Here is a 14850-nt window from a genome sequence, read left to right on the forward strand (position 1 = left end):
GGAGTCAGGAGGTCATGTTGTTCTTAAGATCTGTAACTTTCTTTTCACTTGGAGTGACATAAACAGTCTTGTTGTCGGTATATATGACCATACCTGCCTTAGCTGACTTGGGCTTTTTAACGAATTTTATCAACGTATAGTCAACGGCAGCATTTGAGCTCATCTTTGCCTTGCTGAAGTAAGCTGCAAGCATGGCAGCTTCGAAGATGGTTGCTTCCCCGGGAGTTTTTCCTTCACATCTCACGACAACATGAGATCCGGGTTGATCCTTGACGTGAAACCACAAGTCGTCTTTTGAGGCGGTCTTGGTAGTCAGCATGTCGTTTTGTTTGTTGTTTTTGCCTACCAGTATGTCATATCCTTCAGATGACCTGAAAACATCAGGAGCTGATAATGACTGCTGTTGGTTTTTTTTGCTTTTTTTATAGGATTTAATAAGTCCGTTTTCTGCTAGCTCGTCTTTGATTTCTCTCAGCTCTCCAATTGAATCGCATTTAGATATGCTGTCTAAGATGCTCTCGAGGTAGTAGATTTCTTCTTTTGTCTTTTGTGTTTGCTCGTCTATATAGCTAAGAGCCCTCTTGGCCTTGTTATATCTGTCATAATATTTTTTGGCATTCTCCCCAGGCGTTTTTCTGATATCCAAAGGAATAGTGATCTTTGTTCCATCGGTAAAGTTATCTAAAACAACTTCCTTGACAGGAGACTTTAAGGCGTAGAGATTGGCATACAGCATATCAGCGTAGAGTCTGAATTTATCCGCGTCTTCGGCATTTTTTCTGTCTTCCGTCAATTTGTTGAGCTTGTTGTAGTTTCTCTCTAGCTTATTGCCTATAATTTGGCTGATGGAGGCAGTCCGCTCCTTTATTCTTTGGTGGGAATCTTTCAACCTGTAGTAATCTTCAAGCATTTGACTGACATCCGGATAGCAGGATGCTTCCATGCCGTCAAACAGAGTAATGGCAACTGTAGAAAAATCTTTGATCTCCTTACTGTCGGGATCTTTATAGATACAGTACTTTGGACTACCCTTCAGCACAGTTAAGATATTCTTGATTTTGCATATCAAGCTTTCCGGAATATCTGAAGCGGCAAATTCCGTATTGATATCAAGCCTGTTGCAAACCTCCCTGGCAATTAGCTTGCTTATCCCTTGGAATGAGTCCATGACAGCCTTGTCTATCTTTTTGTCGGGAGCGCTTAAAAGCAGCTTTTTAAACTCTTCATCATCCAAGGAAGAAAAATCTCTTTTGTTCATCGGAGGGGCCACGTAGCTCCTTCCCGGCAAAACCTCCCTGAATGAACTGACAAATCGGTTGATTCTTTTAATGCTGTCTGTTATAATACCATTTTCGAGCAATATTATATTGCTGTGTCTGCCCATGATTTCAACGAGCAGCTTCTTTTCAGAAAAATCAAAAAGCTCGTCTTTTGACGTGACGGTCAGCTCTACGATTCTGTCGAATTCAATCTGCCTAACAGCGGTTATAATGCCATTAGAAAGCTTTTTTCTCAGAAGCATGCAGAACATCGGCGGCGACTGGGGGTTTTCCTTGGTGGCAGTTATGAAATGAATCCTGGGATGATTGTTGTTGGCAGAGATTAAAAGCTCATACTTGGATTTCTTATTGGTGATATTCAGTATAAGTTCATCCTTTTCAGGTTGATAAATCTTGTTTATCTTGCCTCCGACGAGGGCTTTTGAGAGTTCATGTTGCAAATGGTGTACGGCAAATCCGTCCAAAGGCATAAATATCATTCCTTTCATTATATGGTACAGAGGCAGTCTTATTGTAACAAAACACGGGGAAAAATACTATAGGATTTAATCGGTATTATGGTATAATATAAAGATACAATTGGAGGGTGATGAAAATTAACTTCAGTAAATATCATGGAACGGGTAACGATTTTATAATAATTGACAACTTGGAAGGTGAAATCCTTCTGCAGCAAAATCAGATTGCATTTTTATGCAAAAGGCACTTTGGAATAGGATCTGACGGACTGATGCTCGTAGAAAAGTCTAAAAAGTCTGATGTAAAGATGACTTACTACAATTCTGATGGAACTCCTGCACAGATGTGCGGCAACGGGATCAGGTGCTTTGCAAAGCATGTATATGATAACGGGATGATATCTGGCAAGAATTTCAGCGTCGAAACCCCGGCTGGGGAAAAACATATAGAGATACAGACTGATGAGAGCGAAAAGGCTTTTCTAATAAGCGTAAATATGGGCAAAGCCATATTTGAACCAAAAGAAATACCGGTAGTGTATGAACAAGAAAAAGCAATGGATATTCCATTTAAAACACCGTGGGGAGAGGTCGTTATATCCGCAGTATCTATGGGCAATCCTCATGCAGTGATAGAGGTTGCAGATGTTGATAGCTATCCATATAGAGAAATAGGGCCATTTATAGAAAAACTTGAATTTTATCCTGAAGGTACAAATGTCAACTTTGCACAGATAATAGACCGGAAAAACGTAAAAGCCTTAACCTGGGAGAGAGGTTCCGGACTAACACTTGCCTGCGGGACGGGTTCCTGTGCAGTGGCAGTGGTCCTTCACAAAAAAGGACTGGTTGACAAAGATGTTGTCATATCCATCCCCGGTGGGAGGCTTAAAGTGCAAATTGACGATACTATAACTATGACAGGTCCGGCAGTGCACGTATTTGACGGGCAAGTTCAAATTCCTAAGGAGGGTTGATTGTGAAAAGCATGACAGGTTTTGGAAAAGGCGAATACAGGGATGAGCAAATGGAGATAGCTGTTGAGCTTAAAACTATTAATCACAGATACAAGGACTTTTTCATAAGAATGCCTAGGCAGATTTCTTTTGCTGAAGATCTAGTCAGAAAGGAGATAGGAGAGGTTATTTCTAGAGGCAGAATCGAAGTAAATGTAAAAATGAATTCTTTCGATTTGGCAAATAAAAATATCAAACTCAATATGGAGTTAGCTAAAGCTTATATGAGTTGTTTAAAGGATTTGAAAACATCAGTTCCGGAAGTCACCGGAGAGTACTCACTATCGCTTGTATCCAGGTTTCCAGATGTCATATATTCTGAAGATAGCGAAGAAGACCCAGACGTGTTGTGGGGCAAAATAAAAAAAGCGCTCTCAGTAGCTTTGAAAAACGTTACAGACAGCAGAGAACGTGAAGGGGAGTCTCTTAAAAAGGATTTTTACAAGAGGCTTGAAATCATCGAGACTGAATTGGGAAAAATCAAGGAATTTGAGAGCCTGGTAGTGGATGAGTATAGAGACAAACTTGAACAGAGAATAAAAGAATACACTCAAAATATTGAAATAGACCAGTCGAGATTATTGACTGAAGTTGCATACTATTCCGAAAAGGCTAATATAACAGAAGAGACTACAAGGCTTAAAAGTCATATAGAGAGATTTAGAAAAATACTGGAAGAAGATGAGCCCGTTGGCAGAAAGCTTGATTTTTTGATTCAGGAACTTCACAGAGAAATTAACACCATAGGATCGAAATCAAACCACATTGACATTTCAAATCTTGTGGTTGAGATTAAAAGTGAGATAGAAAAGATGCGGGAACAAATACAAAATATTGAGTAATGGAGATAGATATGACTAGAAGTTTTTATGAGAGAGAGAAAGGGTTGTTGATCGTTATCTCCGGTCCTTCCGGGGCAGGAAAGGGAACGATCTGCAAGGAGCTGCTGAAACGACAGAAAAATTTAGAGATATCAGTTTCCGCTACTACTAGAGATCCGCGAAATGGGGAAATAGAGGGCAAGAACTATTGCTTTATAAACAAGGAAAGTTTCCTTGACATGATAGGCAATAATGAGTTTTTGGAGTATGCAAAAGTATACGACAATTATTATGGGACGCCAAAGAAGCGAGTCTTGGAAAAGATGGAGCAGGGAATTGATGTCATTTTGGAAATCGATATTCAAGGTGCGAGCCAGGTCAGGGCAAATTATCCGGAAGGGATATATATATTTATAGTACCACCTTCTTTAAAAGAGCTAAAAAAACGCATTACTGATAGAGGAACTGAAAATCAAGATCAGTTGGATAAAAGGATGAATTGTGCCTACGAAGAAATCAGGAATGCCACAAAGTACAGTTATATAGTCATTAATGATACAGTTTCAGTTGCTGCAAACCAGGTTTCTGCTATCATTACCGCTGAAAAATGTAGATCTGAAAGACTGGAAAGTAAAATAGAAGAAATTTTAGGGAGGTAATCAGTATGAGATATCCAGCATTAAATGATTTAATCGAACGAACTAACAATAAATATTCATTGGTTATAATCGCAGCAAAAAGGGCAAGAAACATTGTGGAAAAGGACTTGTTCATTGAAGGACAAATCAGGAATCCGGTCACTTTGGCCACTAGGGAAATAGCTGAAGACAGGTTGAAATTTCATTATAAGTAGTCACTCGGCAATGGCGATAGGCCGTTGCTTTTTTAATCTTTATGGGAGGATTGTTCATGAAAATAGCCAAAGTTTATATAAATCAAACTAATTTTAGCATGGACAGGCCTTTTGACTATCTGATTGACAGAGAGATGGAATCTTTGATTGCTGTGGGTCAAAGGGTCATGGTACCCTTTGGATACGGAAACAAGCCTCTAGACGGGGTGGTGGTGGACATTATTGATTTTAATGCTGGTGAAAGCAATGGTTACAAGCTTAAAAAGGTTCTGGGAGTCGTTGAAAATTATCCAGTCATGAGCTGTGAGCAGTTAAAAGCCTGTGAGTGGCTGCAAAGCAATTATCATGCTTTTTTTATGGATAATGTCAATGCATATTTTCCGGGGACGCTAAACATAAAGACAAAAAAAGATTCAGATCTTAAGACCCGGTTTTATTTGGATTTTAAGATTAAAGAAACTATTCAGTATAGTTTAGCTTGCGAGTACAGAGACTTAAGCCTAGACCAGGTGTTGGAACTGACGCCTAAAAATGCAATCAAACAGGCTGAGATTCTAAAATATCTCTACACTGGTCCAAAGACGAGGGAAGAGTTAAAAGAGGTGATCATAAACCCAAATCAGGCGATTAAATCTCTATTGACGAAAGGCATCCTTTTGGAAGCAGCAAATAAGGAATCATATGTACATCCGAAAAAACTTATTAAAAAGCCAGATCTTACACCGGATCAAAAAAATATTTTATCCGAATTTTCGAATTCTGTTGACAGGGTCAGCCTATTGCATGGAGTGACTGGAAGCGGGAAAACAGAAATTTACTTAAATATGATGGAAGAAGCCCTTGAACAGGGCGGAACCTGCCTTTATTTAGTGCCAGAAATTTCATTGACTCCTCAAACGATTAACAGGATAACGGAAAGGTTCGATCAAAAAGCTGCTGTAATCCACAGTAGGATAAGCGATAAGGACAAAGTCAGGCAGTATTTGGAAATAGATAAAAAAGAAATCAAGATAATTATAGGTGCCAGATCTGCTGTTTTTTCTCCATTTAGAGATCTGGGCCTGATAATAATAGATGAAGAGCATGAAAATACATACAAATCTCAAAACAGGCCCAGATATGATACGATTCCTCTGGCATGCAAGCTTGCTGAGTTTTTCAACGCCAAAGTCGTTTTAGGAAGTGCCACTCCATCAATGGTGTCATACTACAAGGCATCAATAGGAGCTTACAGGCTTTTAGAGCTTCCCAACAGGATAAACTGCATGGAGATGCCTCGAACAGAAATCGTGGACATGAGAGAAGAAATAAAGGATGGGAACAGGTCCTTTTTAAGCAAGGCATTGTACAGCAGAATCAAGGATAGGCTGGATAAAGGTGAGCAAACCATTTTGTTCCTAAACAAAAGGGGATACTACAGTTTTGTATTCTGCAGGTCATGTGGATATGTGATCAAATGCAAAAAATGCGATGTCGCAATGACATATCATGGAAAGACCAATAAAATGATTTGCCACTATTGCAATCATACCAGGTCTGTTGAAGATACCTGCCCTGAATGCAAGAGCAACAAGATCAAATATTCAGGCAGCGGAACGGAGAGAGTTCAGGCACTGCTCGAGAAGTACTTTCCGGCTGCAAGGGTCTTGAGAATGGATACAGACACCATGAAAAAGAAGGATTCTGTACAAAAAACTTTAGAGCTGTTTGCGGATAAAAAGGCAGATATACTTCTCGGCACTCAAATGGTCACCAAGGGATTTGATTTTGAAAACGTCACGTTGGTAGGCGTTCTTCTCGCTGATCTTACACTAAATTTTCCCGATTACAGATCATCGGAAAGAACTTTTCAGCTCTTGACTCAAGTTGCAGGAAGAGCAGGAAGAGGCACTAAGCGGGGGGAAGTGGTTATACAGACTTACGATCCTGGCAATTATGTAATAAACCATGCAAAGTGCCACGACTACAAGGGCTTTTACGATAAAGAGATCTCTTTCCGGAAAACTCACGAATACCCGCCTTTCTCAAGACTTTTTTACGTTGGCTTCGCGGGTGATGACATGAAAAGCGTAAAAAAAGATTGCGAATCATATCACAGACAGATTAAGGTGGAGCTAGAAAAAAGAAATCAAAATATCTTGATAAAAGACGTTTATCCTCCCAGCCCATCAGGAATAATTAGAATAAACAACAGATATAGGTACTATATCTTAATTAAGACAAGCAGAATTAAAGAATTTAATGATATAATCAGAGCAGTGAATTTTTCAGATGAAACAAAAAAAATAAAATCGACAATGATCGTGGATGTAAATCCAAATGCAGTGTTTTAAGTAGAGGAGGCTCAAATATGGCTTTAAGAACCATTAGAGAAGATGGTGATCCGGTTTTGAGAAAAAAGGCAAGAAGAATAAATGAAATAACTGATAGAATAATCACCTTGAGAGATGATATGATAGAGACTATGTACGAAGCAGACGGCGTAGGACTGGCGGCAAACCAAGTAGGGATCCTCAGAAGGATCGTAGTCATTGACATAGGCGATGGTCCAATAACTATGATAAACCCTGAAATATTTGACGAAGAGGGATGTCAAAGAGCCGCAGAAGGCTGCTTGAGCTTGCCGGGAGTGTCCGGGCAGGTGGAAAGACCGGAAACCCTCAAGGTGAAATTTACCGATATCGACGGTACAGAGAAATCGCTGACGGCGGAGGGCATGCTTGCAAGGGCTATTTGTCACGAAGTTGATCACCTTGATGGAATTTTGTTTACAGACAGAGCCGATGAGGAGACTTTAAAGGAGGATACTGATTCATGAATATAGTGTTTATGGGTACTCCCGAATTTGCGGTTAGCTCTTTAAACAAACTCATCGATTCGGATTTTGTAATCAGTGCCGTTGTGACTCAACCTGACCGACCAAATTCAAGAGGTAAAAAAGTAAATTTTTCACCTGTCAAACAGACAGCTTTTGATAATGGGCTGCAGGTGCTGCAACCGGAAAAAATCAAGGATGCGTCTTTTATAGAAAAGCTTAGATCGTATAATCCCGATTACATAGTTGTAGTAGCTTATGGAAGGATCCTGCCAAAGGAGATACTTCAGATACCGAAAATTGCCTGCATTAACCTTCACGCATCGCTGCTTCCTAAATACAGGGGGGCGGCTCCGATTCATTGGGCGGTTATCGACGGTGAAAAAAAATCCGGCGCGACCACTATGTTAATGGATACGGGCATGGATACAGGAGATATGCTTTATAAATTCGAGGTAGAAATATCCAACGAGATGACTACAGGGGAGCTTCACGACATCCTTGCAAGAAAGGGAGCGGATCTTCTTATTGACACCTTAAGGGATTACCCAGAAGGAATCATAACACCTGTCAAGCAAGATGATGAAGAGGCGACTTACACAAAGATGATAGACAGAGACACGGGTAAAATCGACTGGGACAGTCCTTCTGCGGCAATACACAATTTAATAAGGGGCACGCATCCTTATCCCGGTGCATACAGCTTTTTGGAAGGAAACAGAGTCAAGCTGTCAACCTCCAGGCTCACGGTCTTGGCATCAACGGATGCCGTACCGGGGACAATAGTGAATGAGGGGGATGAAGGTATTGTCGTTAAAACGGCAGACGGGGTCTTGTTGATTAGAGAGCTGCAGTTTCCCGGCAAGAAGAGGATGAAGGTTTCGGATTATATAAGGGGAAATGGCAGTCTGATAGGCAAGCGGTTTTCAACCTTAAGTTAAAATTAAGCTACCGAATGTAAACTTTAGTTAAAAAGATATGGAGGGGTCAAAATGTATTTTCCATTTTTATTTGAGCCTACAATGTTGATATTGATTCCCGGAATCATAATTGCCGCTTATGCCCAAAACAAGGTAAGCGGAACATACAATAGATATTTACGAGTGCCGAGCACAAGGGGGCTTACCGGAGCTCAAACAGCGCGAAACATGTTGGATGCCAACGGACTTTACAACGTCAATATAGAATTGGTGGGTGGAAAGCTATCCGACCATTATGACCCGCGAAAAAGAGTTTTGCGTCTGTCAAATGAAGTGTATAACGGAAGAAGCGTAGCTGCTGTGGGCATCGCCGCTCATGAAGTGGGTCATGCCATACAGCATCAAGAGGCGTATGCGCCACTTAAATTCAGAAATGCGATATTTCCTGTCGTCAGTTTCGCATCTAGCATAGCCTGGTTTTTGTTTTTCATAGGATTTTTATTCCAAGCTATGCAGCTTATGAACATAGGAATAATCTTCTTTGCCGGATCCGTCGTATTCAACATGGTGACTTTGCCGGTTGAATTCAATGCCAGCAAGAGAGCCATAGCCCAGTTGTCTGCTAACGGACTTGTCATCAGAGAAGAATCGGTGGGGGTCAAGAAAGTTCTTGATGCGGCTGCCTTGACTTATGTAGCAGCGCTGCTGGTATCATTGCTGCAGCTGGTAAGACTTGTGGTTTTGAGAGGTTCAAGAGACTGATGAATAATAATGATAAAATTAAAAATCCCAGGGAAGTAGCCATAAACGTATTGCATGAGGTTGAATACAAAGATGCGTATACAAACTTGGCATTAAAGAAGTGGTTGTCAAAAGCGGCTTTGTCTAATAACGACGTTGCTTTGGCAACTTCTCTTGTTTATGGAACTGAAAAAAACAAACTGCACATAGATTCAATAATATCCTCTTTAAGCAAAACCCCCTTGAAAAAAATATCGCCATGGATATTAATAGTTCTAAGGGTAGGGATTTACCAGATGTACTTTCTTGACAAGGTACCCACATTTGCAGCGGTAAATGAAGGGGTTAAGCTTGGTAAAAGGTACGAAAGTGCCAAAGCAGGTGGATTTGTGAACGGAGTTTTAAGAAGTGCAGAGAGGAATATGGAGAGCATTAAAGCCAAGGAAAATCCGGATTACGTAAAACTATCGGTTCCGAATTGGCTTTTAAAGCTGATGACCAAATATTACGGTTACGATTTTGCCATGGATTTCTTTAAGGCATCACTTGGGGTTTCTCCTCTGACCATACGTGTAAACACTTTGAAGGTGGATGCAGATGAATTAATCGGGATTTTAAAAAATGAAGGTGTTGCGGCTGAAAAAAGCAATTTTTCACCAGAATGCCTTGTTACAAAGGGGCTTACCAATATCGGGGGTCTAAAAAGCCATGATCAGGGTCTGTATTTCGTACAGGATGAAGGGGCCATGTTAAGTGTTGAGGCATTGGAGGTAAAACTCGGGAACTCAGTTTTAGACATGTGCGCAGCCCCGGGAGGCAAGACGACCCACATAGCTCAAAAGCTTGAAAATGCCGGCAGCGTCACAGCTAGGGATATACACAGCCACAAGATGCTTCTGATAGAAAAAAACATCCACAGGCTCGGTTTGGACAATGTAAAAAGCGAGATAAAAGATGGATTGAATCTGGATGAATCTGATTTAGGAAAGTATGACAGGGTTTTACTTGATGCTCCATGTTCGGGACTTGGCATAATAAGACGAAAGCCTGATATAAAATACAAGCTCAGCCCCCAAAAGATTCATGAAATCGTGCAGATACAAAAGCGTCTGATTTTAAATGCTTTCGATTCTTTGTCACCAGGTGGATATCTTGTTTATACTACTTGCACCGTGAATCCAAGGGAAAACGAAGAGGTCGTGGATTATCTGCTTAAGAACAGGGAACGCGCTTTTGTAGACGACAAATTGCCTGAAGACATCTTTAGGGATATAATAGACGAAGCTGGATATGTAAAACTTTATCCAAATGTCCATGGAACGGACGGCTTTTTCATCGTCAGGATAGGTATTGAAAATTAAAACGGTTTATGAAATCAGTTCAATCAAGCAGGTGGTATTAATGAAAAATTTATTAGATTTAACAAAAGACGAATTGAGAAAAGAGATGGAATCCATTGGCATGAAGTCCTTTAAAGGAAATCAGGTCTTCAAATGGATTTATTCAGGAATAAACACAATAGATGATATGAAGAACATATCCAACAGCCACAAAGACATGATCAAAAACAATTACGAATTGAAGCGAATAAGCTTGGTAAAAAAGTATGAAGATGTAAAGGATGGTACAAAAAAATACTTGTTTAGCCTCCAAGACAACAATATAATAGAAACGGTACTTATGAAATACAAATACGGCTATACTCTATGCATATCCTCTCAAGCTGGATGCAGAATGGGGTGCGAGTTTTGTGCTTCCACAATAGACGGGCTGGAAAGAAATCTAACGGTCGGTGAAATGACTGACCAAATAATGAGCGTGGAACAGCTTGAAGGCGTCAGAATATCAAATATAGTGGTAATGGGAAGTGGAGAGCCGTTGGACAACTTTGATAATACCGTTAAGTTTATAAAAGTTGCGAACGATCCTGACGGCCTTAATAAAGGACAGCGGCATTTAAGCATCTCAACTTGTGGCTTGGTACCTGAAATCTACAAGTTGGCAGATTTATCCCTCCAAATAAACCTGTCGGTATCCCTTCATGCACCTAATGACGATTTGCGTCGTCAACTCATGCCGATAGCCAAGAAGTATTCTCTAAACGAGCTGATGAAGGCTTGTAGGTACTATTATGAAAAAACAAATAGGAAAATAACATTTGAGTATGCTATGATAAGTAGAGTCAACGACACCGCTGAATGCGCGAGAATGCTCGCGGGACTTTTAAAAGACATGGAAAACGTCATGGTAAATTTAATACCGATGAATGAAATTGATGAAAGAGACTACAAAAAAAGCGCTGATTCTTCTGTTGAGCAGTTCAGCAGCATACTAAGCAAAGAAAATATCAGTCATACTGTAAGAAGAAAACTCGGAACTGAAATTGAAGCTGCATGCGGGCAGCTTAGACGGGGACATAAAAATCCGTAAGGGGTGTTAATATGGAAACAGGTCATGGGAGTCATATAGGCAGGCTAAGAAGAATAAATCAGGATTCCTACACGCTAGGGAAAACAAAGGATGGTGCCGCGTACTTTGCGGTTGCAGACGGTCTTGGTGGTCACAAAGGCGGCGAGATAGCAAGCAGGATGCTAATCGATGAGTTGGATGAGTTCTTAACAGGCTTTGATGCCTCGAAGTCAGTTGCTGAGGGTAAAATCCAAGAAACATTAAAAGATAGGATTAAAATCTTAAACAGCCATATAATGAGAAAAGGCCGTGATGACGAAAGCTTGACCGGCATGGGATCAACTCTGACATTTTGCTTATTGTCCGGGGGTGAAGCCCACGTATTCCATGTGGGTGACAGCAGGCTATACAGGATAGGTAATAATATTATCGAGAAAGTCACTAAAGATCATTCATATGTGGAGGAACTTATTGATTCGGGGGAAATTACCAGGGACGAGGCAGAGCATCATCCCAATAAAAACCTATTGACAAGGGCAGTAGGCACCGATGAGAGTTTAAAGGTAGATTATGTCAAATTTCAATTAAGAAAAGAAGACATAGTTCTTATATGCAGCGATGGACTCACAAATTACGCCTCTGAAGAGGAAATAAAACATATAGTATTAAACAACACTAGCAGTCAAGCAGTTTCAAAAATGATTCAAACCGCCAACGATAATGGCGGAGGAGACAATATAACTGCGATTGTATTTAAACCGGAGGTGTATTGATGAAGGGAAGAATGTTAGCAAATCGTTACGAGTTGCTGGAGACAATCGGCCAGGGAGGAATGGCAATTGTCTACAAGGCTATGGATACCCTTCTTAACAGAACGGTAGCTGTTAAAATATTAAAACAGGAATTCAACGAAAATGAACAATTCATAAAAAAATTCAGAAGAGAGTCACAGGCTGCCGCTAGCTTGTCCCATAACAATATAGTCAACGTATTCGATGTAGGAGTTGAAGACAATATTCACTTCATAGTCATGGAATACGTAGAAGGAGACACTCTAAAGGATTATATAAGAAAAAAGGGAAAGCTCAACTGGAAGGAAGCTGTTTATATTGCAAAACAGATCGCTTTTGCTCTGGATCACGCACATAAAAACAATATAATTCACAGGGACATCAAGCCTCATAATATAATGATAAATGAAGAAACAATACCCAAGGTCACTGATTTCGGGATAGCAAGAGCAATAACCAGTTCCACCATCACTTTGGTGGAAGAAACAATGGGTTCCGTTCACTATATATCTCCAGAACAGGCAAGGGGTGGTTTTGTCGACGAAAGATCCGACCTGTATTCTTTGGGAATAGTGATGTATGAGATGCTGACAGGGAGAGTGCCTTTTGACGGAGATAATTCCATATCTGTAGCTATCAAACACATTCAGGAGGAAATAGAATTCCTTGAGGACGATCTCGATGACATACCTGAAAGTCTTGAAGATATAGTTTTGAAGCTGATTAGGAAAAACCCCAAAGAAAGATATGAAAACGCCAAAGAACTGGTAAAAGACTTGATAGCTGTTCAAAGCGGTGAAAAGATCGCAGGAAGAGAAACAAAAAAACCTGGTATATTACCTGGTATCCTAGCGACTTCAAAACCTAAACCTGTTGTAGAAAAACCTTCTGAGAAAAAGCCTAAAGAAGGAAAAATGAAAAAAACCACCATGTGGATCCTAGGTGGCTTGATTTTGCTTTTTTTGGCGGTTATTCTTTTATCGAGCAGGTATTTCTCTGTAAATGAAGTCTCTGTACCTTCGGTTGAAGGCATGAATATATTGGAAGCAGCAGAAAAACTGGAAGAGGAAGGTCTGAAATATGAAATCGAAAGGACTGAAAGCAGCGCAACTATTCCAGAAGATTACATAATCAGTCAAAATCCAAATCCAGGGACGATTCTAAAGGAAGGCCAGACGGTCAAGCTGGTTGTAAGCTCAGGACCTAGAGAAGCGGAAGTTCCTGACGTTACAGGCAAATTCGAAGTTGAAGGTGTCCAGGAGCTAGAGAACCTTAATTTCACGGTAAAGGAAATATCACGTCAGTTTAACGACGATGTGGAAAAAGATAAAATATATGATCAAAACCCAAGACCGGGACTCATGGTCAAGGAAGGCGCTGAGATTATAATATACGTGAGCAAAGGCAAAGACACTGCAGTGGTAGAGGACTTTGTTGGAATGTCACTGGAAGATGCCAGACGTGCTATAACAGCATTAGGGTTGCAGGTTGGAGAAGTCAGAGAAGTAGTCAGCGACAAGCACGGCCAGGGGATAGTTGAAAATCAGGATCCAAAACCCAATGCGGAAGTGGCAAAAAACAGCGTCGTATCCTTAACAGTGAGCAAAGGCAAGCTCCAAACAAAAGATATAACCATCAATATCGGGAGATATATCGAATACGACGACGATGACGAAGTTCCTACAGTCAGCGTAAAGGTCACTTTGATCGATCAGTCAAGCAATTCTTCAGTTGTATACGAAAGAAATCACAAAGCTGATGAGACTATAAGCGTTACCCTTGAAGGATTAGGCGTTCAGTATTATCAAATTGAAATCGACGGTGAGAAATTCGGGCCTGAGATAATAACATTTTAGGTGATATATGATTAACGGAAGAATATTAAAAGGCATCGGAGGATTCTACTATGTGGAAACCTCCGATGGCATTATAGAGTGCAAAGCAAGAGGCATATTCAGAAACGAAAACATCAAGCCTTGCGTAGGCGATATGGTGGAAATAACGGTTGACAGCGATAACATCGGAGTCATAGAAAAAATATGCCAAAGGAAGAACCAGTTGGTACGCCCTCCAGTGGCTAACGTCACCCAGATGGTGGTGGTTTCGGCGATAACCGAGCCCAAGCTGAACTTTTCACTGCTGAACAAAGTCGTATTAAACGGTGAGTACAACGGTTTAAGAATAGTTATATGCTTCAACAAAAAAGATCTTACCTCCCCCGAGGATAGGAAACTGATCACCGAAGCTTTCAGAAACACAGGCTATAAGGTAATATTCACATCAGTCAAGACAGAAGAGGGAATAAAGACGCTTGAAACGGAGCTAGAAGGTCGTATTTCTGTCTTTTGCGGCCCTTCAGGAGTTGGGAAGTCGTCTTTGATCAAGCATCTTCTACCTCACCGATGGGAGGATTTAGAAATTGGCAGCTTGAGTGGCAAAGTTAAAAGGGGCAAGCATACGACCAGGCATGTAGAGCTGTTTAAGACAGGGGAGAAAGGATATCTTGCCGATACTCCAGGTTTTGGGAACATCGATTTGTCGAATATCGACCAATACGATTTGGAAGAGCTTTTTCCTGAATTTTCCGGTCTTAAGGAAGACTGCCGTTTCAAAGGGTGTCTGCATATAAATGAACCTGAGTGCGCCGTTAAGGATAAGGTAGGTCAAATTGTATCTGAAGAGAGGTATTCTTTCTATAAGGAAACCCATTTGGAGATATTGGACAAAAGATAAAGGAGGGTAACTA

14 protein-coding genes are annotated in these 14850 nt (G+C 40.6%); 13 read left to right on the forward strand and 1 reads right to left on the reverse strand.

Going from position 1 to position 14850, the window contains the following annotated elements; translation table 11 throughout:
* Positions 1 to 4: 4 nt before the first annotated feature.
* Entirely contained in the window at positions 5 to 1750 is a 1746-nt protein-coding gene (locus BUB93_RS00255) for an Rqc2 family fibronectin-binding protein (RefSeq protein ID WP_073269062.1), read from the reverse strand.
* A 119-nt stretch (positions 1751 to 1869) separates the two neighbouring features.
* Here BUB93_RS00255 and dapF point away from each other — a divergent pair, with 119 nt between their 5' ends.
* Genes dapF through rsgA form a run of 13 tightly spaced genes read left to right on the forward strand, consistent with a single transcriptional unit; the run spans position 1870 to position 14837 of the window.
* Positions 1870 to 2715 carry a diaminopimelate epimerase gene (dapF, locus tag BUB93_RS00260; RefSeq protein ID WP_073269063.1) on the forward strand — a complete coding sequence of 282 codons (846 nt, stop codon included), beginning with the start codon at positions 1870 to 1872 and terminating at the stop codon, positions 2713 to 2715.
* A gap of 11 nt (positions 2716 to 2726) precedes the next feature.
* Positions 2727 to 3596: a YicC/YloC family endoribonuclease gene (locus tag BUB93_RS00265; RefSeq protein ID WP_242945274.1), complete on the forward strand. Its 870-nt coding sequence runs from the start codon at positions 2727 to 2729 to the stop codon at positions 3594 to 3596.
* A gap of 11 nt (positions 3597 to 3607) precedes the next feature.
* Complete coding sequence (gmk, locus tag BUB93_RS00270) at positions 3608 to 4234, forward strand: guanylate kinase (protein WP_073269064.1); 627 nt, start codon at positions 3608 to 3610, stop codon at positions 4232 to 4234.
* Positions 4235 to 4239: 5 nt separating this feature from the next.
* Entirely contained in the window at positions 4240 to 4428 is a 189-nt protein-coding gene (rpoZ, locus tag BUB93_RS00275; protein WP_073269065.1) for a DNA-directed RNA polymerase subunit omega, read from the forward strand.
* Positions 4429 to 4484: 56 nt separating this feature from the next.
* Entirely contained in the window at positions 4485 to 6761 is a 2277-nt protein-coding gene (gene priA / locus BUB93_RS00280; RefSeq protein WP_073269066.1) for a replication restart helicase PriA, read from the forward strand.
* 17 nt (positions 6762 to 6778) lie between these two features.
* Entirely contained in the window at positions 6779 to 7246 is a 468-nt protein-coding gene (gene def, locus BUB93_RS00285) for a peptide deformylase (RefSeq protein ID WP_073269067.1), read from the forward strand.
* On the forward strand, positions 7243 to 8184 hold the full coding sequence (gene fmt / locus BUB93_RS00290) for a methionyl-tRNA formyltransferase (protein ID WP_073269068.1): 942 nt from the start codon (positions 7243 to 7245) through the stop codon (positions 8182 to 8184). Before def ends, fmt begins: the two co-directional genes overlap by 4 nt.
* 51 nt (positions 8185 to 8235) lie before the next feature.
* The gene (locus BUB93_RS00295; RefSeq protein ID WP_073269069.1) at positions 8236 to 8925 is read left to right on the forward strand and encodes a zinc metallopeptidase; all 690 of its coding nucleotides are present in this window, start codon (positions 8236 to 8238) and stop codon (positions 8923 to 8925) included.
* Positions 8925 to 10265: a 16S rRNA (cytosine(967)-C(5))-methyltransferase RsmB gene (gene rsmB, locus BUB93_RS00300; RefSeq protein ID WP_073269070.1), complete on the forward strand. Its 1341-nt coding sequence runs from the start codon at positions 8925 to 8927 to the stop codon at positions 10263 to 10265. The genes BUB93_RS00295 and rsmB overlap by 1 nt, the downstream gene beginning before the upstream one ends.
* Before the next feature lie 40 nt (positions 10266 to 10305).
* Entirely contained in the window at positions 10306 to 11334 is a 1029-nt protein-coding gene (gene rlmN, locus BUB93_RS00305; protein WP_073269071.1) for a dual-specificity RNA methyltransferase RlmN, read from the forward strand.
* Positions 11335 to 11345: 11 nt separating this feature from the next.
* Positions 11346 to 12086 (forward strand): Stp1/IreP family PP2C-type Ser/Thr phosphatase, encoded by a 741-nt coding sequence (locus tag BUB93_RS00310; RefSeq protein ID WP_073269072.1) that lies wholly within the window; start codon positions 11346 to 11348, stop codon positions 12084 to 12086.
* Positions 12086 to 13960, forward strand: coding sequence for a Stk1 family PASTA domain-containing Ser/Thr kinase (gene pknB / locus BUB93_RS00315; protein ID WP_073269073.1), 1875 nt, complete (start codon positions 12086 to 12088; stop codon positions 13958 to 13960). Before BUB93_RS00310 ends, pknB begins: the two co-directional genes overlap by 1 nt.
* Before the next feature lie 7 nt (positions 13961 to 13967).
* A complete protein-coding gene (gene rsgA / locus BUB93_RS00320) occupies positions 13968 to 14837 on the forward strand; it encodes a ribosome small subunit-dependent GTPase A (protein ID WP_084116760.1) in 870 nt (289 codons plus the stop codon).
* Positions 14838 to 14850: the final 13 nt, after the last annotated feature.

It is taken from the genome of Alkalibacter saccharofermentans DSM 14828 (assembly GCF_900128885.1).
Taxonomy (GTDB): domain Bacteria; phylum Bacillota; class Clostridia; order Eubacteriales; family Alkalibacteraceae; genus Alkalibacter; species Alkalibacter saccharofermentans.